Source organism: Psychrobacter immobilis, from assembly GCF_904846185.1.
Taxonomy (GTDB): domain Bacteria; phylum Pseudomonadota; class Gammaproteobacteria; order Pseudomonadales; family Moraxellaceae; genus Psychrobacter; species Psychrobacter immobilis_B.
Genome location: NZ_CAJGZQ010000025.1, coordinates 19300 through 42876, shown reverse-complemented (window position 1 = coordinate 42876; position 23577 = coordinate 19300). Strand labels below are relative to the sequence as shown.

The 23577-nt window shown below is 43.8% G+C and carries 18 protein-coding genes; 3 read left to right on the top strand and 15 right to left on the bottom strand.

Annotated features, from left to right (window positions below):
* Positions 1-53 precede the first annotated feature (53 nt).
* The 6 genes from JMW94_RS12500 to JMW94_RS12475 form a co-directional block, all read right to left on the bottom strand.
* Positions 54-1427, bottom strand: coding sequence for an NAD-dependent succinate-semialdehyde dehydrogenase (locus JMW94_RS12500; RefSeq protein WP_201604618.1), 1374 nt, complete (start codon positions 1425-1427; stop codon positions 54-56).
* 31 nt (positions 1428-1458) lie between these two features.
* Positions 1459-2625 carry an agmatine deiminase gene (gene aguA / locus JMW94_RS12495; RefSeq protein WP_201604617.1) on the bottom strand — a complete coding sequence of 389 codons (1167 nt, stop codon included), beginning with the start codon at positions 2623-2625 and terminating at the stop codon, positions 1459-1461.
* 52 nt (positions 2626-2677) lie between these two features.
* Positions 2678-3550: an N-carbamoylputrescine amidase gene (gene aguB / locus JMW94_RS12490; RefSeq protein ID WP_201604624.1), complete on the bottom strand. Its 873-nt coding sequence runs from the start codon at positions 3548-3550 to the stop codon at positions 2678-2680.
* Between the two features lie 117 nt (positions 3551-3667).
* A complete protein-coding gene (locus tag JMW94_RS12485; protein ID WP_020443104.1) occupies positions 3668-5161 on the bottom strand; it encodes a Na+/H+ antiporter NhaC family protein in 1494 nt (497 codons plus the stop codon).
* A gap of 203 nt (positions 5162-5364) precedes the next feature.
* Positions 5365-6741: an NAD(P)/FAD-dependent oxidoreductase gene (locus tag JMW94_RS12480; RefSeq protein ID WP_227685513.1), complete on the bottom strand. Its 1377-nt coding sequence runs from the start codon at positions 6739-6741 to the stop codon at positions 5365-5367.
* A 1-nt stretch (position 6742) separates the two neighbouring features.
* The gene (locus JMW94_RS12475; RefSeq protein WP_201604616.1) at positions 6743-8086 is read right to left on the bottom strand and encodes a glutamine synthetase family protein; all 1344 of its coding nucleotides are present in this window, start codon (positions 8084-8086) and stop codon (positions 6743-6745) included.
* A gap of 479 nt (positions 8087-8565) precedes the next feature.
* Between JMW94_RS12475 and JMW94_RS12470 the strand changes: the two genes are divergently transcribed.
* Both JMW94_RS12470 and JMW94_RS12465 read left to right on the top strand, forming a co-directional pair.
* A complete protein-coding gene (locus JMW94_RS12470; RefSeq protein ID WP_201502284.1) occupies positions 8566-9306 on the top strand; it encodes a gamma-glutamyl-gamma-aminobutyrate hydrolase family protein in 741 nt (246 codons plus the stop codon).
* Positions 9281-10030 (top strand): cupin domain-containing protein, encoded by a 750-nt coding sequence (locus tag JMW94_RS12465; RefSeq protein WP_201604615.1) that lies wholly within the window; start codon positions 9281-9283, stop codon positions 10028-10030. The genes JMW94_RS12470 and JMW94_RS12465 overlap by 26 nt, the downstream gene beginning before the upstream one ends.
* Positions 10031-10193: 163 nt before the next feature.
* Here the strand turns inward: JMW94_RS12465 and JMW94_RS12460 are convergent, their stop codons facing one another.
* The 8 genes from JMW94_RS12460 to carA all read right to left on the bottom strand — a co-directional run bounded on the left by JMW94_RS12460 (position 10194) and on the right by carA (position 21792).
* The gene (locus tag JMW94_RS12460; RefSeq protein ID WP_227685512.1) at positions 10194-11543 is read right to left on the bottom strand and encodes a glycosyltransferase; all 1350 of its coding nucleotides are present in this window, start codon (positions 11541-11543) and stop codon (positions 10194-10196) included.
* 149 nt (positions 11544-11692) lie between these two features.
* Entirely contained in the window at positions 11693-12577 is an 885-nt protein-coding gene (locus tag JMW94_RS12455) for a TIGR03915 family putative DNA repair protein (RefSeq protein ID WP_201604614.1), read from the bottom strand.
* 69 nt (positions 12578-12646) lie between these two features.
* Positions 12647-13915, bottom strand: coding sequence for a putative DNA modification/repair radical SAM protein (locus JMW94_RS12450; RefSeq protein ID WP_201604613.1), 1269 nt, complete (start codon positions 13913-13915; stop codon positions 12647-12649).
* Between the two features lie 118 nt (positions 13916-14033).
* On the bottom strand, positions 14034-14648 hold the full coding sequence (locus tag JMW94_RS12445) for a hypothetical protein (protein WP_201604612.1): 615 nt from the start codon (positions 14646-14648) through the stop codon (positions 14034-14036).
* Between the two features lie 184 nt (positions 14649-14832).
* On the bottom strand, positions 14833-15801 hold the full coding sequence (locus tag JMW94_RS12440) for a hypothetical protein (protein WP_227685511.1): 969 nt from the start codon (positions 15799-15801) through the stop codon (positions 14833-14835).
* Between the two features lie 452 nt (positions 15802-16253).
* Positions 16254-16730, bottom strand: coding sequence for a transcription elongation factor GreA (gene greA / locus JMW94_RS12435; RefSeq protein WP_193011216.1), 477 nt, complete (start codon positions 16728-16730; stop codon positions 16254-16256).
* Positions 16731-17106: 376 nt separating this feature from the next.
* Positions 17107-20361: a carbamoyl-phosphate synthase large subunit gene (carB, locus tag JMW94_RS12430; protein ID WP_201604611.1), complete on the bottom strand. Its 3255-nt coding sequence runs from the start codon at positions 20359-20361 to the stop codon at positions 17107-17109.
* Positions 20362-20559: 198 nt separating this feature from the next.
* Positions 20560-21792 carry a glutamine-hydrolyzing carbamoyl-phosphate synthase small subunit gene (gene carA / locus JMW94_RS12425; protein ID WP_201604610.1) on the bottom strand — a complete coding sequence of 411 codons (1233 nt, stop codon included), beginning with the start codon at positions 21790-21792 and terminating at the stop codon, positions 20560-20562.
* Between the two features lie 439 nt (positions 21793-22231).
* On the opposite strand from carA, the gene JMW94_RS12420 reads away from it, so the two are divergent.
* Entirely contained in the window at positions 22232-22768 is a 537-nt protein-coding gene (locus tag JMW94_RS12420) for a gamma carbonic anhydrase family protein (RefSeq protein ID WP_087813762.1), read from the top strand.
* A 101-nt stretch (positions 22769-22869) separates the two neighbouring features.
* Here the strand turns inward: JMW94_RS12420 and JMW94_RS12415 are convergent, their stop codons facing one another.
* A complete protein-coding gene (locus tag JMW94_RS12415; RefSeq protein ID WP_201604609.1) occupies positions 22870-23376 on the bottom strand; it encodes a hypothetical protein in 507 nt (168 codons plus the stop codon).
* Between the last annotated feature and the right edge of the window lie 201 nt (positions 23377-23577).

Below are 23577 nucleotides of genomic sequence, written 5' to 3'. Positions count from 1 at the left end.
AAGCCTAACAGTCAATGTTAGGCTTTTTATTTTTCTAAAAATGACTCTATCGATTACGACTTATCACGAATCAATTTATAATTTAAAAACTCAGTAATACCAAGAGTGCCAAGCTCGCGACCAAATCCTGAGCGTTTAACGCCGCCAAACGGGGTATTGGCTTCGCTACCAGAAGGCGCATTGATAGTGACCATACCGACTTCTAATTTGTCAGCAATCTCAGCGGCTAGCGCAGCATCTTGCGTTTGGATAGAAGCGCCAAGTCCGAAAGGCACATCATTAGCTATCTTGATGGCATGATCGATATCACAAGCTTTGTAGACGACCGCCACAGGACCAAATAGCTCCTCACGATAAACATCCATAGACTCAGTTACATCTGTCAATACCGCAGGCTTAAACCACGCACCCGGCTTGTCTTTGACCATGCCGCCTTCGACCAATACGGTCGCGCCTGCTTGAATGGCGCTATCGAGCTGTTCTTGCAAGTTAACTGCGGCTGCCTTTGAAGACATTGGACCAATGAAAGTATCTTCATTAAGTGGATCAGCGAGTGCCATATTGCTTACGGCATTAGTAAACCCTTCAACGAATTTATCATACACAGATTCGACGACGATAAGGCGTTTGGCAGCATTACACGCTTGTCCTGTATTGCCAAAACGACCAGAAATAGCCCCTTTTATAGCTTGTTCGATATCCGCATCAGCTGCAACGATAAAGGCGTCTGAGCCGCCAAGCTCTAGCACGACTTTTTTCAGCGCGCCGCCTGCTGTTTTAGCAACCGCTTGCCCAGCTCGCTCAGAACCTGTTAGCGAAACGCCTTGTACGCGGTTGTCTTCGATGATAGTCGCTGCTTGCTCATTGGTGGCAAACACATTGTTATAGACACCCTCAGGTAAGCCAGCATCTTTTAGGATATCAGCGATGGCTTCTGCAGTCTTAGGACATTGCGGCGCATGCTTTAGAATAACGGTATTGCCTGCCATAAAGTTTGGCGCGACAAAACGTGCCACTTGATAGTGCGGGTAGTTCCACGGCATGATACCTAATAAAGCGCCCACAGGACGTTTTTCTACCGAAGCTGACCCTGAATCAACATCAATGGTACTAGGTGTTAGTAGCTGCTCAGCGTTGTCTGCATAGTAGCGATAGATATCGGCAACTAGACCGATTTCACCTCTTGCTTGTGCAACGGGCTTGCCCATCTCATTGGCAACGACGCGGGCCAGCTCATCTTGACGTTCAAGATAGATATCGGCAATTTTATGAAGTATGGCACTGCGTTCATCCAATGAAACCTGACGCCAGTCTTGATAAGCGGTATCGGCTTGTGCAATAGCGTTCTGGATGTCCTGCTCAGTTGCCGTAGGGTAGGTGGCTTCTACTTCGCCAGTGGCTGGATTATTAACTTGATAATCGCTCATAGCTATGTCCTTTTTTAAAATATTATTGGGTTCAAAATCCATTTGGGTCTATATTTTTATGCGGGTGCTTTTGGTTAATGCTTTTAATTGATGATTTTGGCTGCTGCTGAGTAATACAGTGAATATTACCACCGCCAAAGACAACCTCCTTTGTGCGTACTCCCACTACCTGATGCTGAGGAAATACTTTTTCAAGCTGCTCGATGGCTAATGAATCATTTTCATCATCATATTGCGGTACGATGATAGCCTCATTACAAATTAAAAAATTGGCATACGAGGCGATACAAACATCACCAGTCTGACGCGCCTTGGCATCATCAGACTGCTCAATATCATAGTTCTCAGGTAAAGTAACAGGTTGCTTGGTACAGCAAAGCTTATGGACTTTTAGGCGGCGACCTTTGGCATCGGTCATATTTGAGAGCTGCTCATAGGCTTTTTGTGTTGCTTTATAAAATGGATGCTCAGAATCATCAGTGTATAAACAAACCACTTCACCAGGGCGCGCAAAGCAGGCAATATCATCAATATGACCAGTGGTTTCGTCAGGATCGATACCGTCATCAATCCACAGTACTTTTTGCACATTGAGATAGGCTTTTAACTTGTCTTCAATTTGATCTTCGGTTAGGTGCGGGTTACGCCCAGGGCTGAGCAGACACATGCGCGTGGTCAGAACCGTGCCTTCACCATCGACATGAAATGCACCGCCTTCCATCACAAAGTCATCCGTTCGATAGCGTTTGATACCTAGATGGTCACATAAGCGTTCAGCCAGCTTATCATCGTAATCCCACGGCGAGTATAGTCCGTCATAGTCGCCGCCCCATGCATTGAATGTCCAATCACAAGCGCGTAGCTCACCTTTATCATTGATTAAAAATGTCGGGACAGTATCACGCGCCCACGCATCGTTGCTGGGTATGGATATGACATCGATGTCAGCAGGTAGACTATCGCGGCATGATTGATAATCATCAGGATTGACCAGTACGCCAACCTCACAAAATCTGTTGATTGCCAATGCAACATCAGCATAAGCTTTCTGAGCAGGAGCGGCTTGCTGTCGCCAGTTATCAGCACGATATGGCCATACCATCCATATTTTTTGTATAGGCTCAAATTCTGCTGGCATGTAAAAGCCGTCTTGTTGTGGTGTTGAGCCAGTGATTAATCGGTTCGGTAATAATGACATATAGAGCACCTTATTTGACGATAGCGCGAGTGAGCTTGCTTGTTAACAAACTTTATCCATGAGTCAGCAACGTGCCATACGTCGATGGACGACGATCACGGAAAACGCCCCATTGCTGACGTTCGATAGTCAGTTGATCTAAGTCAAAAGTCGTACTAAGTATCTCTTCTTTATCTTTAGATGCTTCTTGGATGATCTCACCGCGAACATCCGTGATAAATGAGCTACCGTAGAATGCCATGACGCTATCGTTTCCGTTTTGAGTAATTGTCTCAGTGCCAATACGATTGGCTGCTACGACTGGCATGAGATTAGCGGCAGCATGACCTTGCATACAGCGCTGCCAATGACCTTTTGAGTCGATGTCCAATGTTGGCTCATCACCAATCGCAGTCGGATAAAACAGTATTTCTGCACCCATTAATGCCATGCTACGAGCACACTCCGGGAACCATTGATCCCAGCAAATACCGACACCGATTTTGGCATACTTGGTTTGCCAAATCTTGAATCCAGTATCGCCGGGGGTAAAGTAGAATTTTTCGGCATAAGGAATACCATCTGGTATATGCGTTTTACGATAAGTGCCAAGTATCTCGCCATCGGCATCAATCACGGTCACGCTATTAAAAAAGGTATTGCCTGACTTTTCATAAAAGCTAATAGGCAATACTACATCCAAGTCTTTAGCCAACTGCTTGAAGTGATTGATGGCCGCATTATCCTCAACTGAGGTCGCAAGGGCAAAGTAATCAAAGTCATGAACTTGGCAGAAGTAAGGCGTTTCAAACAACTCTTGTAGCAAAATGATATTAGCGCCAGCGTTGGCGGCTTTAGTGACCAACTCAGTCGCAGTGGCAATATTTTGTTGTATATTCCAACCACATGCCATTTGAGTCGTAGCAACGGTAACATTGCGCATGATCTAAATCCTTATCGTATTTATTAGTGAGTACCATATAAAAGGGCTGTTTTTATTGACTAACGAACCATCTCTCATTGCCCGTTAGTCAATGATTACAATAATAGCGTTAAGGTTGGCTTAAGCCATCATATAACCCAATCCTAAAAAGGTGACAACGGATAAGCCCGCACCGAGCATGGCATAGGGGAACTGGGTAAAAGCGTGCTGCATGGGGGAGCAGCCAGCACCTTGCGCGGCAAGTAGCGATGAATCACTAAAGAAGCAAGCATGGCTACCAAATGATGATGCTGATAACAATGCGCCAATCATAAGGGGAGTGCTAACGCCTAGTGCAATAGAAATTGGAAAGACAATCGGCATGGCAAGGACATACAAACCCCAGCTTGATGATGTGGCAAAAGTTAAGAAAGCCATGACGGCAAAAATGACGGCAGGGAAAATAATAATGGTCATATAAGGTGTGATAGCTTCAATCACATATGAGGTCATACCAAGTTCATCATTAATGGCTTTTAAGAAAAAACCACCGATGACGGTTGAGAGCGGATAAAGCATGACTTTAAAGCCTTTAAAGATGGCTTCAACTTGCGTCTCAAAACTTAAAATGCCTTGCATCCAATAGACAACGACGGTCACAAAACAGGTCAATAATGCACCGCGTAATAGATCGATTTCGAAGTAGACCGTCGAGACAATTAACAAAATCATTGGGAAAGCAAAGTTTGCGATATTGGCTTTGAACGATAGTTTACGTTTGGCTTGGACGTTTGAGATCAGTTGCTCTTCGACAAAGGCTTCAGGAACAGGATTACCCGCTTTGGCGCGTGCCTCGGCTTTTTTCATCGGACCCCAGTCACCCAAAATGCCATACGCGACCAAAAATACAATCAAAAGTGCAAACCAAGCATATGCCATATAAGGAATCGCGCTAATATAAAGCCCAATACCTTCACCATCGCCAGCCACGCCATTTTCTTCTAAAAGACCGGCAAAGTAGACCGCCCAAGTAGAAATAGGCACGATAATACACATCGGTGCGGCGGTTGAATCGACAATATAAGCAAGCTTCTCACGAGAAACGTTATAGACGTCAGTGAGTTTTTTGACGGAGGTTGATACGGCTAGACAGTTCAAATAGTCATCAATGAAAACCACCACGCCCAAAGCAAAGGTGGCCAACAATGACTGACGGCGCGACTTAATGATTTTTTGTAGCCATTCACTAAAGCCATCTAGACACCCACTAATCTCAAGCAGTTGAATGAGACCACCCATCAGACCGCAGACCAGAACAATCCAAATAATGGTCTCATTACCCAGCACCATCGACATGTTGTCTGCAAAAGGGGAGACCAAATCAAAAGGATTGAGCATCACAAGGCCAGCGACACAGCCTGCGATCATGGATTCAAATGGTCGCCTAGAGACAATGGCAGTGACTAATACTAGTAATGTTGGTAGTAAAGATAAGGCGCCCCAAGATTGGTCTGGGGCACGGCTGGTAGATAGCCAAGCAAAAGCCAGATAGATAACGACGGCTACTATGACGGTGAGAAATACTCGCTTATTATGATACTGTCCTTCGACCGCATCATTGAGCTTCATGTTCATATTTACGCTCCCTGTAAAACCTCATTGTTTTTTTAAACAAGCTCTATTCTATGGTTGACGCGCGACAGACAGTAGGACAGTAGCGAATCAACTGTCTATCGCGCCCTATCACAACAATCCGTTGCTATGATAGGTCACTGTAACGACCGCTTTTAAAATAAAAACACCTTATTCAATGTTTATTATTCAAAGTTTTTATGCGTTCACATGCCAGTGGTATCTTTTAGCGCATACCACCATGAGCCCATGACAGAGTAAGGGACTCGCAGCGCTCGACCACCTGGGAACGGAATCCAAGGAATTTGTGCAAAAGCATCGAACTCTTTGGTTTTACCATTGATGGCATCGGCTAATATTTGTCCAAATAGATGCGAGCCTGTCACGCCATGACCACTATAACCATGGGCAAAATATACTCGCTCATGTAGTTTGCCCATTTGTGGTACGCGAGAAAAAGACAACGCAAAGTTCCCACTCCACGCATAGTCAATTTTGACATCACTTAACTCTGGAAAAATCTTATTCATGTTTGGTCTAATTTTAGCTGTGATGTCGGCGGGGTCCTGACCACCGTAGACTGTACCGCCGCCAAATAACATGCGCTTGTCTGCTGAGAGGCGATAGTAATCCAAAATGTAGCGGACATCTTCGACACAAACATCGGTTGGCAGTAACTGGTCTGCTAAATCACCCAGCGGCTCGGTGGCGATAATTTGCGTCGATACAGGCATGACACGGTCAGTCAGCTTAGGGATGACTTTATTGAGATAGGCATTGCCGCATAGCACCGCTTGCTTACAAGTCACGGTGCCAAACTCTGTGATGACTTTGATAGCATCGTCAGCATATTCAATATCAACCACTAAGGTGTTTTCGTAAATGGTGCCGCCGCCTTGCTCAATGGCCGCTGCCTCACCTAGGGCAAGATTCAATGGATGGAAGTGTCCACCGGAATGATCGATGACTCCGCCCACATAGGCATCTGATTTTATATGCTCTTGGATACCGCGCTTATCGAGCATTTCTCGATCATGCATACCATGGCTCTCCCATAGTGCATGCGTTTCTTGCAAGTCTTTTAGCTGTCCATTATTTAATGCCGCAAAAATGTTTTTTTCTTTGAGATCACAGCTGATATCGTAGTCTCTAACAAAACGACGAATGATTTTGCCACCGCGGGTGACGAGCTGACCGACGAAGTCTGCATTTTCTTGGCCATAAGACTTTTTGATTTTTTGTAGGCTGGCATTTAGACCATTGACGATCTGACCACCATTACGACCTGATGCGCCCCAACCAATTTGCGCGCCTTCCAGTACCACGACTTCATGATCGGTTTCAATGAGATGCAGGGCAGTTGATAAACCGCTGTAGCCGCCGCCAACCACACATATTTCCACTTGGATGTCATTTTTTAGCGTTGGTCTATCCGGCTTAGGATTACGACTGGCCGCATAATAGCTATCAGGATATTGCCCTTTATCTGAATAATGCGGAATATTACGCGTGTTATTAGACGGCTGGTTTTGGTTCGTTGCTGTGTTGCCGTTTAAATTGCTACTTGAGTTGCTATTTGACATATCAAACATCCTGTAAATAGGTGAGGTATTCAAGGTTGGTTACTTGCTGAGCAAAGCGTTTGGCTTCTTGCTTTTTGACCGCGATCAACAGCTCAATCATCTCGCTTGGGAACAGCGAATCAATCACATCACTGCTTTCAAATTTGCGGATGGCGGACAGCCAGTCCAGTGGCAAGGTCTTAAGCTCTGCTTCGTCGTAAGTAATACTATTAATGGGTTCTGGCGCTTCCAGCTTGTTTTCGATGCCATACAGCATACCTGCCAGTACCGCACTACAGACCAGATAAGGATTGGCATCTGCCCCAGAGACACGGTGCTCGATACGGCGTGCTTTTGAGTCACCACCAGGGATACGTACTGCCGCCGTGCGGTTTTCATAACCCCATGACACATTGTTTGGCGCTAGCGTACCGGGTGTAAAGCGGCGATAAGAATTCACATGTGGGGCAAATAACAACGTGCAATCTGACATGGTCTTTAACAATCCGGCGACTGCATGGCGCAAGATATCTGAGCCTTCATCTGACCCATCATCAAAGACATTATTGCCGTCTTTATCTAATAAGCTGCAATGCACATGAAAACCATTCCCCGACTGCAGACCAAAAGGTTTTGCCATGAATGTCGCAGTGAGTTTACGGCGAGCAGCGACGGCTTTGACGACCTGTTTGAACAAAATCGCATCGTCAGCGGCTTTTAGTGGATCGTCTACGTGTAATAAATTAATCTCAAACTGACCACAGCCATTCTCTGCCAACGCGGCATCTGCTGGGATATCGAGATTTTTGCACTGTGCATAAACTTCGTCTAAAAATTCATCGAATTGTAATAGATCATTGATGCTTAAAATTGAGGTTTTATTCAGTCTTAGCCCACTTTTGGGGCGGATAGGTGGTCTTGGGGTTTCGCCTTCAGTATAGTCAACCAAATAAAATTCCAGCTCAGTGGCCATCACTGGGGTTAAACCAAGCGCTTTGAATTTTTTGCTAATGTAATCTAAAACGTGTCTGGCGTCACCGTAATAAGGTTCGTTGTTTTCTGTATAAAGCCAAACGGGCAATAGCGATGAAGGCGCACTGGTGTTGAGAAGTGGATAGGCGGCACGACCCGTAGGACGAGCAATGGCATCTATATCGCCATTACATTGAGAAGACTCGATGACATCAGCACCCCAAATATCAACGCCTAAGATAGATAAAGGCAATCGTATCGCACCGTTTTCAGCTTTTTCCATTTGATTGAAAGGGATGCGCTTACCACGAAGTAAGCCATTAATATCACCTGCCGCAACATACACATATTCTGTGTTGTTTGCAGATTCGACCATTCCATTGGTTGTCGTCATGTTTATTCTTCCTATGAATTTTTAGAATTACTGGGATTATTGTCAATACGGATACTGCTGGCGCATCGTCTTTTAGTGATATTTCTAACCAATGCTTGGTAAAACAGCGATTGATTACCTCTTATTTAAGCAGTTTCTATGTGTCTCTTTAGGTTTCTCTTTATATTTCTCAAAACCGATTTTATTAATAATATGAATTCTTTAGATTTCGCTGTTCTTAGCCCTTAACATCGAGATATAAACGTCAACCCTTGTCTAATGTCTCGCTGATGACTTCCAATATAGGTGTGAAAAATATAGTTGTCAATTTTTATTTAAAATTATCTTAAATTAATGCATTTTTCCAATTTTATTATTAATATCGGCAATATTGAAATTTATAGTTTACATTTTATGAGGTGCTGTGTTAAATTTCAGCTAAATAAAGGATTGAGCAATATAGACGATGAGGTCTATTTGTTATAACTAGGGAAGACGGTATGAAAAATTCTAGACCTATTATTGCTATTGTTTCTTGTCATAAGATGGTTGATGGGCAGCCAGCACAAGCGGTGTATCAAAAATATATCGATGCCGTGAATTTTTATGGTGGCAATCCCATACTGCTGCCAAATACTGCTGCCGATAGCGAAAACTTTGAGGCGCTACTGAATATCGCAGATGGGATTTTGTTGACGGGCAGTTATAGTAACGTGGCACCAACGCGCTATGGCGCGACGCATATTGAAGCGAAACAAGACTTGGGTCGTGATGAGCTGAGCTTTAAATTGTTGGATTATGCAGACAAGACTGGCACTCCATTACTAGCGGTTTGCCGAGGTTTGCAAGAGATGAATGTGCATTTTGGTGGCACACTACATCCTGATTGGCGGGAAGTAGAGGGGTTTTATGAGCCACATTTAGAGGACAATACTCAGCCACTTGAAGTGCAGTATCAGCCAGTTCATGACGTGATTATTCAAGCAAATGGCAGGCTTGCCGCCTTTGGTGAAAAATGGCACGTTAACTCGCTACATAAACAAGCAATCAATGGAGTAGGCGCGCGTTTATTCGTTGAGGCTCTAGCGCCTGATGGTTTGGTCGAAGCCATCAGCTTGTTGCAACATCCATTTATGATTGGTGTACAATGGCATCCTGAGTTAAATTATGCACAAGACGACTTGTCCAAATTTCTATTCACGGAATTCATTCACTATGCCAGCAAACCCCAAACTGAATAGCACTACTGAAGGCAATGTAGACAATGCCAGCACTGACATTGATATTAATAACGGCATTGACGCTGATGTTGCCAGCGATAAAGCGGCTGATATCGATACAGATGATGATATCAGTGAAGATGAGCTGACAGACTCTGAGACAGCGATGTCAGCCGAAAATGACGAGTCGCCAGAAGAGGATATCGGTAAAAAGATCAATCAGCTGCGTCTCGCAAAAGGCTACTCGCAACGTAAGCTTGCGAAATTGTCAGGATTAACCAATACTTCTATCAGCTCCATTGAGCGCAATAAAGTCAGTCCAGCAGTGAATACGCTAAAGGCAATTTTAGCGGTATTGGGTTCTGATTTAACCACGTTTTTTAGTGATGAATGGAAAGAACCAAAGGCGAGAGTCGTGGTAACGCCAAAGGATTTGTTGGAGCTGAGCGAACCGAGTAGCAGAGTGTCACTAAGACAGGTATATAACTGTAGTACCACCAAGAATTTGGGTTTTTTGATTGAGGTGTATCAACCGAACAGCTCAACGGAAGAAAAAATCGCCCACGAAGGTGAAGAGATTGGCACCGTTATTGAAGGCAAAATTCTTATCCGTATCGATGAGACGACGTATCTCTTAAACCAAGGGGATAGCTACGTAATTGATACCATTCGCCCGCATACTTTTATCAACCCTACTGATGGCGTGACTCGCATTGTTAGTGCGCACACCCCGACGACTTATTAGGTGAGCATTTTAATAGTTATTTAAGTTGATGTTTAAATGGCCATAGTGATTTCACGCGCGGCTTCTAAAAGTAGAAGCCGCGTTTTTTTGTATGAAATAATTCATTGTGAAAACACGCTCTAGCAGGCAGTTAGATATTAGCCTAAGTAATAAAGTAGTAGGCTTACGGGTCTTTATGATTTTGAAGCGTTTCTGAGTCAGTAAGCGGATTTAAGGGATTCATCGCTTTAGGTTTTTCTTTGATAAGCTTTACTTTAGTTTGTTTATCGGCTGGTGCAAGCGCGACATAAGCAGACTCAGGCTTCTTACTAGTGAGTTTAGAGGATTTTTTTAGCGTCTTGTTAATTCTTTTGACAGCAGCGGCATCGCTTGCAGCTTGTTCCTCTGCGAGCGAGTCGTCGTATAAACCTTGGTAGACAGCGAGGGTTTCTTCAATCATCTCACGCATGGTGAATTTATTGGTCATTTCAGGGCGTGTAATGCTTTCTAATTGATTTCTCACGGCTTTACATAGCGCATTGGCATTGTATTTTTTGACCAGCCCTTGAGGATATAGCGGTTGTAAAATCTCACTAAATGCGGCCTGATCCCAACCAATAACGGGCGTGCCTAAATGAATCGCTTGTAAGGCGTTGATGCCGATTGATTCAGGCTCATTAGCAAGCGCCATCACGATATTGGCGGCTGAGAGCCATTCACGCATGTCATTACGTTTGCTACCTACATAAGTAATTCGATCAGCCAACCCTAATGTATTAGTGCGTTGACGAAAATCTTCGTGTGCGACGTCACCATCTCTATAATCATCATCCATGATAATGACGTGGATGTTAGGGAACTGCTCTTGCAAGTTGCCCAAAATATCAATCAGCCATTCCTGACCATATTCGTTGCCAATAATGGTTGGAAATACCAGCCACTTTTTATGCTCAAGCTCAGGATATTCAGCAAAAGTATGCCGTAGCCAATAAACAGATGGATTATGACGATAAGGATAGCGGCGCGTATCGATACCACGGTAGATGCGTTTGATGACTTTAGGGTCTGCATCTTCTCGGCGCAGGCCTTTTTTTAGATAATTGGTCACACTATCGGAGACGGTAATGATGGTATCGACATCGAGTAAGGCTTGAGAATATTTATTGATCGGATAAAAACCATACATGGTTGACACTAGCTTTGGTATCCGCTTGACGCGGGCGCGGCGCAATGCCAAATGCAGTATCCATGCAGGTGTGCGTGAGTGCACATGGATCACGTCAGGGTCGTACTCTTCAATTAAACGCCGCAGCGCCGTGACTTGTAGTAACGACAGCCAAGACTTTTTATTCATGTGTAGCTGATGATAGTTATTGCCATCACGCTTTAGGCGTTTGACCAGATCATTATCTTCATCGGCGCTAGAGACGATGATGGAGGTATGGCCATTTTTGACCAATGCGCGCCCAAGATGAAAAATACCGCGCTCGGATTCATCATGCTTTAAAGACGATAATAGGCGCATAACTTTCATAATGGCATTGGTGACCAGTTGATAATAACAAGTGGCTATTGTCAGTTAAAAGCCGCCAAAACTCAACCATCAAGATAAAAAGATAAGGTTATATGGTCGAGTTTCTAAGAGAGAGACGCTTAAAAGCTTGAATCGAAGTATAAAAGTCATTAACGACATTTCTGTAAATGCTCAGCATTGGGCAGTACTTGTTTTTCGCTTAAGTATTTCCAATAGCGCTGCGGCAAGTATTGCTTATGCAAACGTGGGTTTTTACGCTCTTTGATGTTGACGTTAGTAAAGTAACCTTGCCAAAATTTTTGATAGCGCTGCTCATCCTCGCTATGAATACTGGCAGGATTGCGCAGCACGGTATCATCTAAATCAGTGATAGTTTGCAAGGTCGCAGGTCGTGATGGCGAGCTTTGGCTCTTGTCATAATAAATGCCATAGCCACGGGATAAATCATAAATCGCCCAGTGTTGGTCTTGGTAGCGCTGACGAAAATGCTCACCAATCAGCGGCAATACATTAAAATCAGGCTCTACTCGCGCAAAATAGATATCGTCAGTAGTATGCTCAAAACGTACAAAGGCTTCCATACGATGTTTCTCACGACCGACCGATTTGACAGTTTGCACCAGCTCTAAGACATTGAGATTACCCAAATCCTCCATAATATGGCGGCTAGGGTAGTCAATGGCATATTTGACCACTTGAAATAGAGTCGTACCGATATTGTCTTTTTCGGATAAAAATCCCCAGAGAATATTGCGCATACCTGAACGACCTAAGAGCTTATTCAGCTTTATCAGTACGCGTTCGGCATTGTCTTCATCAGTAGTAACGCTAGTCGCTTGTGCGATTAATGAAGGTATATAGCAGTCTTGAGCGATTAACTGTAGAGAATCATCGTTTTGCAGTTTATTGGCATAGACATAAAATACCGCACTCAGCCAACCCTCAAAACTTGGCTCATAAAGCACAATATTGGGCGTTAATTGCCCCAGATGATAAGGTTGGGTTTCAGCGATTTCTGACAATGACTGCGACATTATTTATCCTAATTTGCTGTCTCAAGTTGCTCTAATAGTGGTGGCTCACTTTATCAATAATCTTGATGCTTAAAACAAAGCCATTTGCCCATTACGCTGGTCTTTATACTTGGTCTGCGTCTGTGCCAATACATATTGCCGGAAGTTATCACGCGTTAAATGCGCTAAATGTTCGTTCTTACCCGTCGTCGCGATAAAGTATTTGGCGCGATTGACCGCCGCGCCCATTTTTTTGAGATGATAAAGTGTCAACTGATTAAACTTGCGCGCCTTTACTATCTTTTTAGCCGTCTTGGTGCCGATACCGGGTATACGCACAATCATCTCATAAGTGGCGGTTTGAATATTAACCGGAAAATGCTCACGGTGGCGGATTGCCCAAGCAAGCTTTGGGTCGCAGTCTAAGTCTAAAAATGGCGAGTCAGGTTCAACGATTTCATGCGCGCCAAAACCATAAAAACGCATCAGCCAATCCGCTTGATACAGACGGTTTTCACGTATCATCGGCACTGGCGTTCCAATCGCTGGCAGGCGACTGTCAGATAGCATCGGCACATAGCCAGAATAGTAAACGCGTTTTAAATCATACTGTTTATAAAAATGACTCGATAACTGAATCACTTGCAAGTCAGTCTCGTTACTCGCGCCAACAATCATCTGACTGGTTTGACCTGCTGGCACAAATTTCGGTGCTTTCTTATGGGTTTTACGGCTCTCTTTGATCGTAATAATTTCAGTTTTAACCGTTTCCATCGGTGCTTTTAATTCATCATGTGATTTTTCTGGGGCGAGCAGTGCTAGACCTGATTTGGTCGGAATCTCGATATTAACGCTTAAGCGGTCAGCATACAGACCAGCTTCTAACAGCAATTCTTTTGATGCACCGGGAATGGTCTTTAAATGGATATAGCCATTAAAACGCTCACGGGTACGTAGTATCTTAGCGACCTCAACCAGTCGCTCCATCGTATAATCGCCACTTTTAAAAATACCTGAGCTAAGAAACAGCCCTTCGATATAGTTACGGCGATAAAATTGCATGGTTAAATCAACCACTTCCTCGACGCTAAAAGCAGCGCGTGGGGTGTCATTACTTTTGCGTGAGGTGCAATAAGCGCAGTCGTAAATACAATGATTGGTTAGGAGGATTTTAAGGAGGCTCACGCAGCGACCATCTTCGGTATAGCTGTGACAAATACCTGTCGCTGAGGCATCGCCAAGACCGCCGCCTTGATTTTTGCGCGTACCAGCGGAGGATGAGCAAGAAACATCATATTTAGCAGCATCGGCTAAGATATTGAGTTTGCCTTGTAGTCGTTCATAATTGATGGTGGCCATAAGATTACCAATTCATTTATTAGCTATTATTTTAGCAAATTGGCTTGTAAGTCACTGGAATTATTGAAGAAATATTGATTTAATGCGACAACTGTTGTCGTGCTATTTATGAGATTTTTTAATTATGAGAGCAGGGATTAGGCAACGTTTGAACCACTTCCTCTGAGAAGTACTCTTTAATAATAAGACGTCCTTTTTTATCAAACTCGACGTTGTACTTGGGGTAAGCTGCAAAAGTGTCAGGGTCATAGGTCGAAGGAAAATCGATTTCTTTATCTGAAAAAAATCGGCTAGCCGTCCATAATTGTTTATCATTATTATATCTAACGCTACACCGACTGTTTAGGTCAAAGGTGAAATAACGGCCAAAGTATTGCTCCTTGCCGCCACGACCAAATAGCATGTTAGCACCGCACGGATTGCCACAGCCGATATAGACATGATAAGTATCTTTATCGATTTTTTTAAGCGAAGTATGGTTCCAGCCGTAATGACCTATTCCATCCATAAGCACAGTTTCTATTACTTCGCCATTATTTAACGTTTCGCTTTTAAGGATATAACCATCATCGCAATACTCATGACCGTCTTTACTCATATAGGCAGTACAAATTTTCGACATATAAAAGCTAGCGTCAAATTTTGGTTCGGCAGCTTCAGCCCAAGATATAGAACTCAAAATACAGCCATAAATGGTAAAAGCCAATGAATAGAGAGGAGTAAATTTATACATGGAAATAATGACCAGATATTTGTTTTGAGTTAATAGCACTATAGCAAAAGGTTGGTTGTTAAGGAATAAGGTACACTCATCAAAAAGGTCTTGCTGACTAGGAAATTAGCCGGCAAGACCTTTTATTAATTTTAAGATTAATTAAATAATAATACTTTCAAATCTAAACTTTCAAATCTAATTTTTACTGAACCTTCGCACGTATAACAACCGTTTGCGGTGCATTAGCAGGAAGATCTACCAAGTTCCATTTTAGTCCAGAATAGTTTTCTGTGATGACTACAGTATTGCCAACTTGTTGGATAGTCTGATAACTGTCGCCGCCTGTTGTCGCAAGCGTTGGTAGTGGGCTATTCAATGATACCAATTGCACGCCATTTGGCAGTGACACCATGGCATTGATGTCAGTGACGGGTTGTGCCGTGGTATTGGTATAAGTGGTGTGGTATTCGATGATGTCGCCAGGTGCGATATGGTTCGCAGGGACAGCCACTTCGCGACCATCTTTATTTTTTAATATTTTCATCACTTTGGTTTGTGCATTCACCACGTCAGGCGTACTAAAGGTCGGGGTAAGTTGCAGAGCATCTAAAGACGTAGATACTATTTGCGTCGTTGCAGGTTGGTTCGTCACTATGGTTGTCGTTGGCGTATTGATGACTGGCAATTGGGTAGCCGTCGTCACAGGCAATACTTGCGTCACGCTAGTCGTCGGCACAGCTATGACATCAACTTTGCTGGTTTGATTGGTGACTTGGTTGGTCACAGGTACGCTCGTAACCGTGGTGCTGCCTTGGGTGACGACCGTATTGCTCGCACCATTACTGGCGACTTGGCGAACCGTATAGCGTGGAACGTTAGTTACTTGAGTCACCGCATAAGGCATGCCGTCTTGCATAGTGATGCCGTGTGGTGTCGCTGTAATGGTCGCGGTTTTACCGTCAGAATACTGCTCAACGACGGTAGTGCTACTACCAGCAGACGAAGTGATGGCGATTTCAGGCGCAGCATGTGCGGTAGATACCGTCAATAAAGCGCCTGCTAAGATTGTTGGAATAGCAGTGCTTATCACGCTTTTTTTGACGAGGCTGTGCTGGGTAAACGCCTTCTTATTTATAGTCAGTAACGCTGGCATATCGATGTGTATGGTCATAATAGATTCCTTTAAAATAACAGTAAATAAAGCCGCTAATGTAGTAGCAGAAAGCAAAGCGTAAAAAATAACGCTTAGAAAACAACACCTAGAAAAGAAAAACCCCCGTCAAATGAGCATGTAAACCATGTCAAATAACGAGGGTAAAGATACTAATGATAGCCAACGTTCGCTATCTCTCCATCATTATTTTAGTCAGTTGCTAAGCACTGATGTCTAATGCTTATAATGAGACACTTGTAATAGTCACAAGGCTCAGTATCTATACTCGAGCAATTATGCGCTAAAACAAACAGACTAAAAAAGCAGCGTTGTGTAACTTCTGCTGTATGAATAATGAGGTTGTGTACTATTTTCTACGCTTATCAGCTAAGCAAGCTGCTGGCTTATTCGCGTCAAAAAGCTTTTGTTATCAAAGGCTTTCTATCCAGATATTTATCAAATCAGTCAAATTAATCGTAAATCACTTTCATGATTTCGTATTCGACCACACCTTTTGGCGTCTCAATACGCACTTCATCGCCTTCAGATTTACCAATCAGACCACGAGCAATTGGCGAGTTGACTGAGATTTTACCCGCTTTAAAATCTGCTTCGTCATCACCAACGATTTTGTATTGTTTTTCTTCTCCGGTGTCCATGTTTTCGATAACGACACTCACGCCGAATATCACACGACCATCTTTGGGCAGTGTCGCAGGATCAATCACTTGCGCGCCGCCAAGTTTGGCTTCGATATCACGAATACGCGCTTCACAAAAACCTTGCTGCTCTCGCGCTGCATGATATTCAGCGTTTTCTTTTAAATCGCCGTGTTCGCGGGCTTCAGCGATAGAAGCAGTGATGCGTGGACGATCGACACTTTTTAACTGTTTTAATTCGGCTTCTAGAGCCGCATGTCCTTGCGGAGTCATGGGATAACGTTGCATGTTTTTTCCTTAAACCAATAACATCACACCATCTCCTACTCTTAGTGAATAGTGAGATGGTGTCAGTGTTGTTGCAATGAGTATGAGATATAAAAAGAATGGGTTTTAGATTGCGTAACAACTAAACACGCGCTTATCTGTGAGCATAGATACACTGACAAACAATGCACATTAACCTTACGTAATAAAAAGCATAGTCGCAGTTTAGCCACTATGCTTTTTAGGTCTATCTTTTTAAAACTTTATTTTTCTAAAGTAATACGTTTTTTAAAGCACTACTGTTATATAAAAATCGATAACAAGTTTTGCCTCAGCTTTTAAACAAGCGTTGCAGTCATGCTTAATCTACTGAAATTATGCTGCTAAGTCAATAGAGCTAAGCGATAGTCTTTGCTTGTTCGTGCAAATCTTGTAGCTTATACACCTCAAATGGCAGGTCAATGGTATAAGATTTACAAACCGCATCTGCCGCACCCAAAGTCGTGACGTAGAATACTTTGCCCTGTAGAGCACTACGGCGGATAGAGAATGAATCCTCTTGAGCCTGTTTGCCTTCAGTGGTATTAATAATAAGGTCGATTTTACCATTTTTCAACGCATCGACGATATGCGGGCGACCTTCGGTGACTTTATTGATTTGCTTGCATTCAATACCGGCATCGGCCAATACTTTTTGCGTACCAGTGGTTGATACAATGTTAAAACCAAAGTCGGCAAGCTGGCGCGCGATCGGAGCGATTTGTGCTTTGTCGCTATCACGTACAGAGATAAAGACGGTCTTGGTTTCCCCTGCGGTCGGTAGACCTGGCAGACGCTCATTACTACCGATAATGGCTTTGTAAAATGCTTCGCCAAAGGTTTTACCAACACCCATCACTTCACCCGTTGATTTCATCTCAGGACTCAAGATTGGGTCAACACCAGGGAATTTAGCAAACGGGAATACCGCTTCTTTTACTGCAAAAAATGCCGGAACGATTTCAGTGGTAAAGCCTTGATCTTTTAGCGAGGTACCAGCCATACAGCGAGCCGCGATTTGCGCTAAAGAAGTACCGATACACTTAGAAACGAATGGCACGGTACGGGCGGCACGAGGGTTCACTTCTAAGATATAAATCGTTTCGCCTTTTACAGCAAACTGTACGTTCATCAAACCAACGACACCAAGCTCTTTTGCCATGGCGACGGTTTGTGCACGCATCATATCACATAGCTCATCAGACAATGAGTAAGGCGGCAATGAACAGGCTGAGTCGCCAGAGTGCACGCCTGCTTGTTCGATATGCTGCATGATACCGCCAATCACCACATCTGTACCATCACAAACGCAGTCAACATCGACTTCGATTGCATCATCTAAGAAGCGGTCTAGTAGTACTGGCGCTTCGTTTGATGCTTGTACCGCCGTACGTAGGTAATGTCTTAACTCATCTTCGTTATAGACGATTTCCATGGCACGGCCGCCTAGTACATAAGACGGGCGTACAACTAATGGATAGCCAACGTCTTTTGCTTTGACCAAACCATCTTCTAAGCTCGTTGCTAAGGCATTGGTTGGTTGAATAAGGTTCAATTGCTGAATCATATGTTGGAAGCGTTCGCGGTCTTCAGCGCGATCAATCGCATCAGGGCTAGTACCAATGATTTTTACGCCAGCCGCTTCAAGCGCGCGGGCTAGTTTCAATGGCGTTTGACCACCGAACTGCACAATCACGCCATCAGGATTTTCGATACGGACGATTTCTAGCACGTCTTCTAAGGTAATTGGCTCAAAATACAGACGATCTGAGGTGTCATAGTCGGTTGAAACCGTTTCAGGATTACAGTTGACCATGATGGTCTCGTAACCGTCTTCGCGCATGGCAAGAGCAGCGTGTACACAGCAATAGTCAAACTCAATACCTTGACCAATACGGTTAGGGCCGCCACCGATGACCATGATTTTCTTGTTATTTGTTGGATTAGCTTCACATTCGCTATCGTATGTTGAGTACATATAAGCGGTACTGGTCGCAAACTCTGCGGCACAAGTATCGACGCGCTTATAGACTGGATAGACGTTTAAATCCCAACGCTTTTTGCGCAGTTGCTTTTGTGAGACACCCAGCAATTTGGACAAACGTAAGTCTGATAGGCCTTTACGTTTAAAGCTACGTAAGTTCTTTTCGGTCAAACCGCCAAAACCAAGTGCTTTAACTTGTGCTTCAGTTTTCACGATGTCTTCAATCTGTACCAAGAACCATGGGTCGATCTTAGTGAAATTGAACACTTCATCGACACTCATACCGACGCGGAAAGCATCCGCAATATAATAAATGCGCTCAGGTGTTGGGATGGTTAAGCGATTAATAATTTCGCTACGAGCTTTATCAGCTGCCACTTTTGATAAGTCAATTTGCTCATCAAAACCGTCATTGCCTGTTTCCATACCGCGCAAGGCTTTTTGCATGGATTCTTGGAAGTTACGACCAATCGCCATGACTTCGCCAACCGATTTCATTTGGGTTGATAAAACACTATCGGCTTGTGCGAATTTTTCAAAGTTAAAACGTGGAATCTTGGTCACAACATAATCAAGCGCAGGCTCAAAGCTGGCTGGCGTTTTGCCACCTGTAATGTCATTTTGCAATTCATCTAGCGTGTAACCAATTGCCAGTTTTGCCGCGATTTTAGCAATCGGGAAGCCAGTGGCTTTTGAGGCTAGGGCAGACGAGCGTGATACACGTGGGTTCATCTCGATGACAACCATGCGACCCGTATCAGGGTTAATACCGAACTGAACGTTTGAGCCGCCTGTTTCAACGCCGATTTCACGTAGTACTGCCAATGAGGCATTACGCATGATTTGGTATTCTTTGTCGGTCAAAGTCTGTGCTGGCGCAACTGTGATTGAGTCGCCGGTGTGCACGCCCATTGGGTCAAAGTTTTCAATCGCGCAGATGATGATGCAGTTGTCGTTTTTGTCACGAACCACTTCCATCTCATACTCTTTCCAACCGATTAATGATTCATCGATGAGCAATTGATGGTTTGGTGATAAGTCAAAGCCGCGCTCACAAATCTCGATAAATTCATCGCGGTTATAAGCGATACCGCCGCCTGAGCCGCCCATGGTAAATGATGGACGAATGATACAGGGATAGCCCATTTTTTCTTGGGTCGCAAAGGCTTCTTCCATCGTCTCAGCGGTTTCAGCGCGCGGGCATTCAAGGCCGATACGCTTCATGGCTTTATCAAATAAGTTGCGATCTTCTGCCATCTCGATTGAGTCTTTGGTCGCGCCAATCAATTCGCAGTTATACTTGGTCAAGACGCCGTGTTTGTCTAATTCTAAGGCACAGTTCAGCGCCGTCTGACCACCCATGGTTGGCAAGATCGCATCAGGGCGTTCTTTGGCAATGATTTGCTCAACCGTCTGCCAAGTAATGGGCTCAATATAAGTCGCGTCCGCCATGGTAGGGTCAGTCATGATGGTCGCAGGGTTTGAGTTGACCAAGATGACGCGATAGCCTTCTTCTTTTAGCGCTTTACAGGCCTGTGCACCCGAATAATCAAACTCACATGCTTGACCGATGACGATAGGACCTGCGCCTATGATAAGAATGCTTTTTATGTCGATACGTTTTGGCATAGTTAGGGCTACCTTCGTTAGTATGATATTTTAATTGATTTATATTCGGCTAAAATCGTATTTGAACAGTGCTATATTTTAATAAAACAACACTTTAATAAAACGATATTTTGCGTGGCTTAGCTTAAACCATCATGCGTGATCTAAGCTGTATAACGAATACTTACTGTGTGCTAATGACTGATACTTAAAAGCTGATTAAGCTTTAGCCTTTGCCATCATATCTGCAAACTTATCAAACAGTGGCGCGCAGTCATGTGGACCAGGGCTGGCTTCTGGGTGACCTTGGAAGCTAAAGACTGGCTTGTTGGTCAGCTCGATACCTTGGTTGGTACCATCGAATAATGAGCGATGGGTAGATTTAACATTAGCAGGCAGTGTGTCTTCATCAACCGCGAAACCATGGTTCTGACTGGTAATCATAACCGTGCCAGCTGCTAAGTCTTGAACTGGATGGTTGGCGCCGTGATGACCGGTTTTCATTTTAATGGTGTTTGCGCCGCTAGCTAGACCAATCAGCTGATGACCTAAACAGATGCCAAAGGTTGGCACATCAGTTTTTTCAATGATATGACGTACGGCATCGATAGCATAGTCGCAGGCTGCAGGGTCGCCAGGACCGTTTGATAAAAAGATACCATCTGGGTTCATCGCCAGCACATCTGCGATAGGCGTTTGTGCAGGAACGACGGTTACATGACAGCCGCGGTCAACCAGCATACGCAAGATATTGGTTTTGCTACCGAAATCGTAGGCAACCACGTTATATTTTGAGTCAACATGCGTGCCCAACTGCTTAAAGAAGCCACCGGTACCGCTATCATGACTGCCAATGGCATCACGGTTAAGTAGGGTATCTGATAAATCCCACGTACCTGCTGTCCATTCGAAGCACTCTTTCGAGCAGCATTCTTTTGCCAAGTCCATGCCTTCGATACCAGCAAATTCTTGTGCCAATTTGATGGCTTGTTGCTCGTCAGCAGCGCTGATTGTCTCGCCGTCTGAGGCGGTCATAATACAGCCATTTTGTGCGCCTTTATCACGTAGTAGACGAGTCAATTGACGGGTATCAATCTCAGCGATTGCAACGGTATCGTTACGTGATAAATAGTCGCTTAATGATTCTGAGTTACGGAAGTTTGAGGTAACCATGGTGGCATCACGGATGATAAGACCGTCGGCCCACACTTTATGACCATTGCCAGACTCAGTGTCCTCGCTATTGGTACCAGTATTGCCGATGTGCGGATAGGTTAGGGTGACCAGCTGGCGCGCATAACTTGGGTCGGTTAGGATTTCTTGATACCCTGTCATGGCTGTATTAAACACCACCTCACCGACACGATGACCGAGACTGCCGATACTCACACCGCGAAAAATCGTACCGTCTGCTAATGCCAAAATTGCTTGTATTTCTGCCGATGAATTCAAGGGTTGCCTCCGCTGTTATTAGTGAGTGCCATAATTTTTTATGATTAAATTTCAGATTAGAAATGGCTTTTTTGTATCGCAAAAATTGCTATTACTGGATACTAAAAAACACCTAAACCCAAAATTTTTCCACAAAAAAGCGAGAAGACATTATTGATGGAAACTACAAAACCCACTAGATAGTGAATAGGTAACTTGCATCATGTCCGCTCGCTTAGGCACAGATTTTGCGCATTATATACAATATGCCCGCAGATAGCCAGCCGATTTTTAGATTGAAAAGTATGCCTTTAATTATTAGCCATTAATAGCGCTGGATTTTCCCTTTTGGCTTTGCCACAATGGACAGCAAATCAAGATATCTGGTTTTCATGATTCGCTTTCATGACTAATTTTCATGATTGACCTATTTCATTACTATATATAACAAGGAACCGTTATGATTTATCAATATTTAGACAAGGTGCCCGAATTCGCGGTACCTTTTAATGGTTGGGTCGCAGACTCAGCACGAGTGATAGGTGATGTCTATTTGGGTCATCAAGCTAACGTGTGGTTTGGGGCAGTGATTCGCGGTGACAATGAACGCATTCATATCGGCGATTATAGTAATGTGCAAGAAAACAGCGTCATTCATACTGATGCAGGCATTGAGGTCAAAATCGGCAACTATGTCACCATTGGTCATTTAGCGATGCTGCACGGCTGCGAAGTCGGTGACAATAGCTTAATTGGTATCGGTGCAGTGGTATTGAACAATGCCAAAATTGGTAAAAATTGCATTATTGGTGCTAAGGCATTGGTCACTGAAGGCAAAGAGATTCCAGACAACTCACTCGTCATGGGTGCGCCTGCGAAGGTGGTCAAAACCTTAACGGACGAGCAAGCAGCGATGTTGAAATTATCAGCGATGCATTATGCGGAGCGTTGTCAAAAATTTAAAACGGGCTTAACAGAAGTAGCTATGCCTGATTAAGTATAAATTTATAAAGCATCCGCGAACTGTCTGATATTGATCTATTTTTTTATATAAATCAGGCAAACGTTTTTTACATAGAGAGGCTTTATACAATCAGTTTATACCATCAGCATCATGACCAGCCAAATGATGGCAAAAATGATAATACCAATAATCAGTCCGCGAAAAATATCGTGGCGTATAGAGTAGTCATTAAGGTAAGCGTTATGATTGGTTGTTTCGTTGATGTTGAGCGCATTGACGCTTTCAGCACCAGCATTTTTACCAACGATAAAACCCATGATTGCGCCTACGACCAACATAAATGGGGTGAATAACCAAAAAACGTCGCCATTACCTATACCAGCTATTGAGCGAATAACCACAATAGCAAGATCGATCAGTAAACCGCCAACGCCGTACATGACACCATTTAAGAACGTATACAGTATACGGTCGAAAGGTGATTGATAGCTTTTACCCAACTGACGTTGTCTGATTTCTTTGATCGAACGGGCAGGGCGACGCGTTTTACTTGGCAAAACATTTTTGACATCAGGCGCTTCCATGCGATTCTCTATTTTTATGATGAAGTAAGCAAAACAGATACTAGGGCGTGTCACCATTTTTAGCCCATTTGGGCGCTTTCGTTCAGAGTGAGGACACGCCCTAACCACAAGTTATATAAATAAATTTACCATAATTTTGTTTGGTAAGCAGTAGCATTAACGAAAAATTATTGAGAAATTTTTCATATCATTATCTATCTCCAAAGCGGAAGTTATTAAAAACCAGTTGTATTTCTGTCCTTTAACAAACAATAATAA

Excerpts from the sequence above, each read along its gene's own strand:
- JMW94_RS12460 (WP_227685512.1), bottom strand. The coding sequence starts at position 11,543 with ATGAAAGTTATGCGCCTATTATCGTCTTTAAAGCATGATGAATCCGAG.
- JMW94_RS12455 (WP_201604614.1), bottom strand. The coding sequence starts at position 12,577 with ATGTCGCAGTCATTGTCAGAAATCGCTGAAACCCAACCTTATCATCTG.
- JMW94_RS12465 (WP_201604615.1), top strand. The coding sequence starts at position 9,281 with ATGCCAGCAAACCCCAAACTGAATAGCACTACTGAAGGCAATGTAGAC.
- greA (WP_193011216.1), bottom strand. The coding sequence starts at position 16,730 with ATGCAACGTTATCCCATGACTCCGCAAGGACATGCGGCTCTAGAAGCC.
- JMW94_RS12500 (WP_201604618.1), bottom strand. The coding sequence starts at position 1,427 with ATGAGCGATTATCAAGTTAATAATCCAGCCACTGGCGAAGTAGAAGCC.
- JMW94_RS12445 (WP_201604612.1), bottom strand. The coding sequence starts at position 14,648 with ATGTATAAATTTACTCCTCTCTATTCATTGGCTTTTACCATTTATGGC.
- JMW94_RS12480 (WP_227685513.1), bottom strand. The coding sequence starts at position 6,741 with ATGTCAAATAGCAACTCAAGTAGCAATTTAAACGGCAACACAGCAACG.
- JMW94_RS12485 (WP_020443104.1), bottom strand. The coding sequence starts at position 5,161 with ATGAACATGAAGCTCAATGATGCGGTCGAAGGACAGTATCATAATAAG.
- JMW94_RS12450 (WP_201604613.1), bottom strand. The coding sequence starts at position 13,915 with ATGGCCACCATCAATTATGAACGACTACAAGGCAAACTCAATATCTTA.
- JMW94_RS12475 (WP_201604616.1), bottom strand. The coding sequence starts at position 8,086 with ATGACGACAACCAATGGAATGGTCGAATCTGCAAACAACACAGAATAT.
- JMW94_RS12415 (WP_201604609.1), bottom strand. The coding sequence starts at position 23,376 with ATGGTGACACGCCCTAGTATCTGTTTTGCTTACTTCATCATAAAAATA.
- carB (WP_201604611.1), bottom strand. The coding sequence starts at position 20,361 with ATGCCAAAACGTATCGACATAAAAAGCATTCTTATCATAGGCGCAGGT.
- aguA (WP_201604617.1), bottom strand. The coding sequence starts at position 2,625 with ATGTCATTATTACCGAACCGATTAATCACTGGCTCAACACCACAACAA.
- JMW94_RS12470 (WP_201502284.1), top strand. The coding sequence starts at position 8,566 with ATGAAAAATTCTAGACCTATTATTGCTATTGTTTCTTGTCATAAGATG.
- JMW94_RS12420 (WP_087813762.1), top strand. The coding sequence starts at position 22,232 with ATGATTTATCAATATTTAGACAAGGTGCCCGAATTCGCGGTACCTTTT.
- JMW94_RS12440 (WP_227685511.1), bottom strand. The coding sequence starts at position 15,801 with ATGACCATACACATCGATATGCCAGCGTTACTGACTATAAATAAGAAG.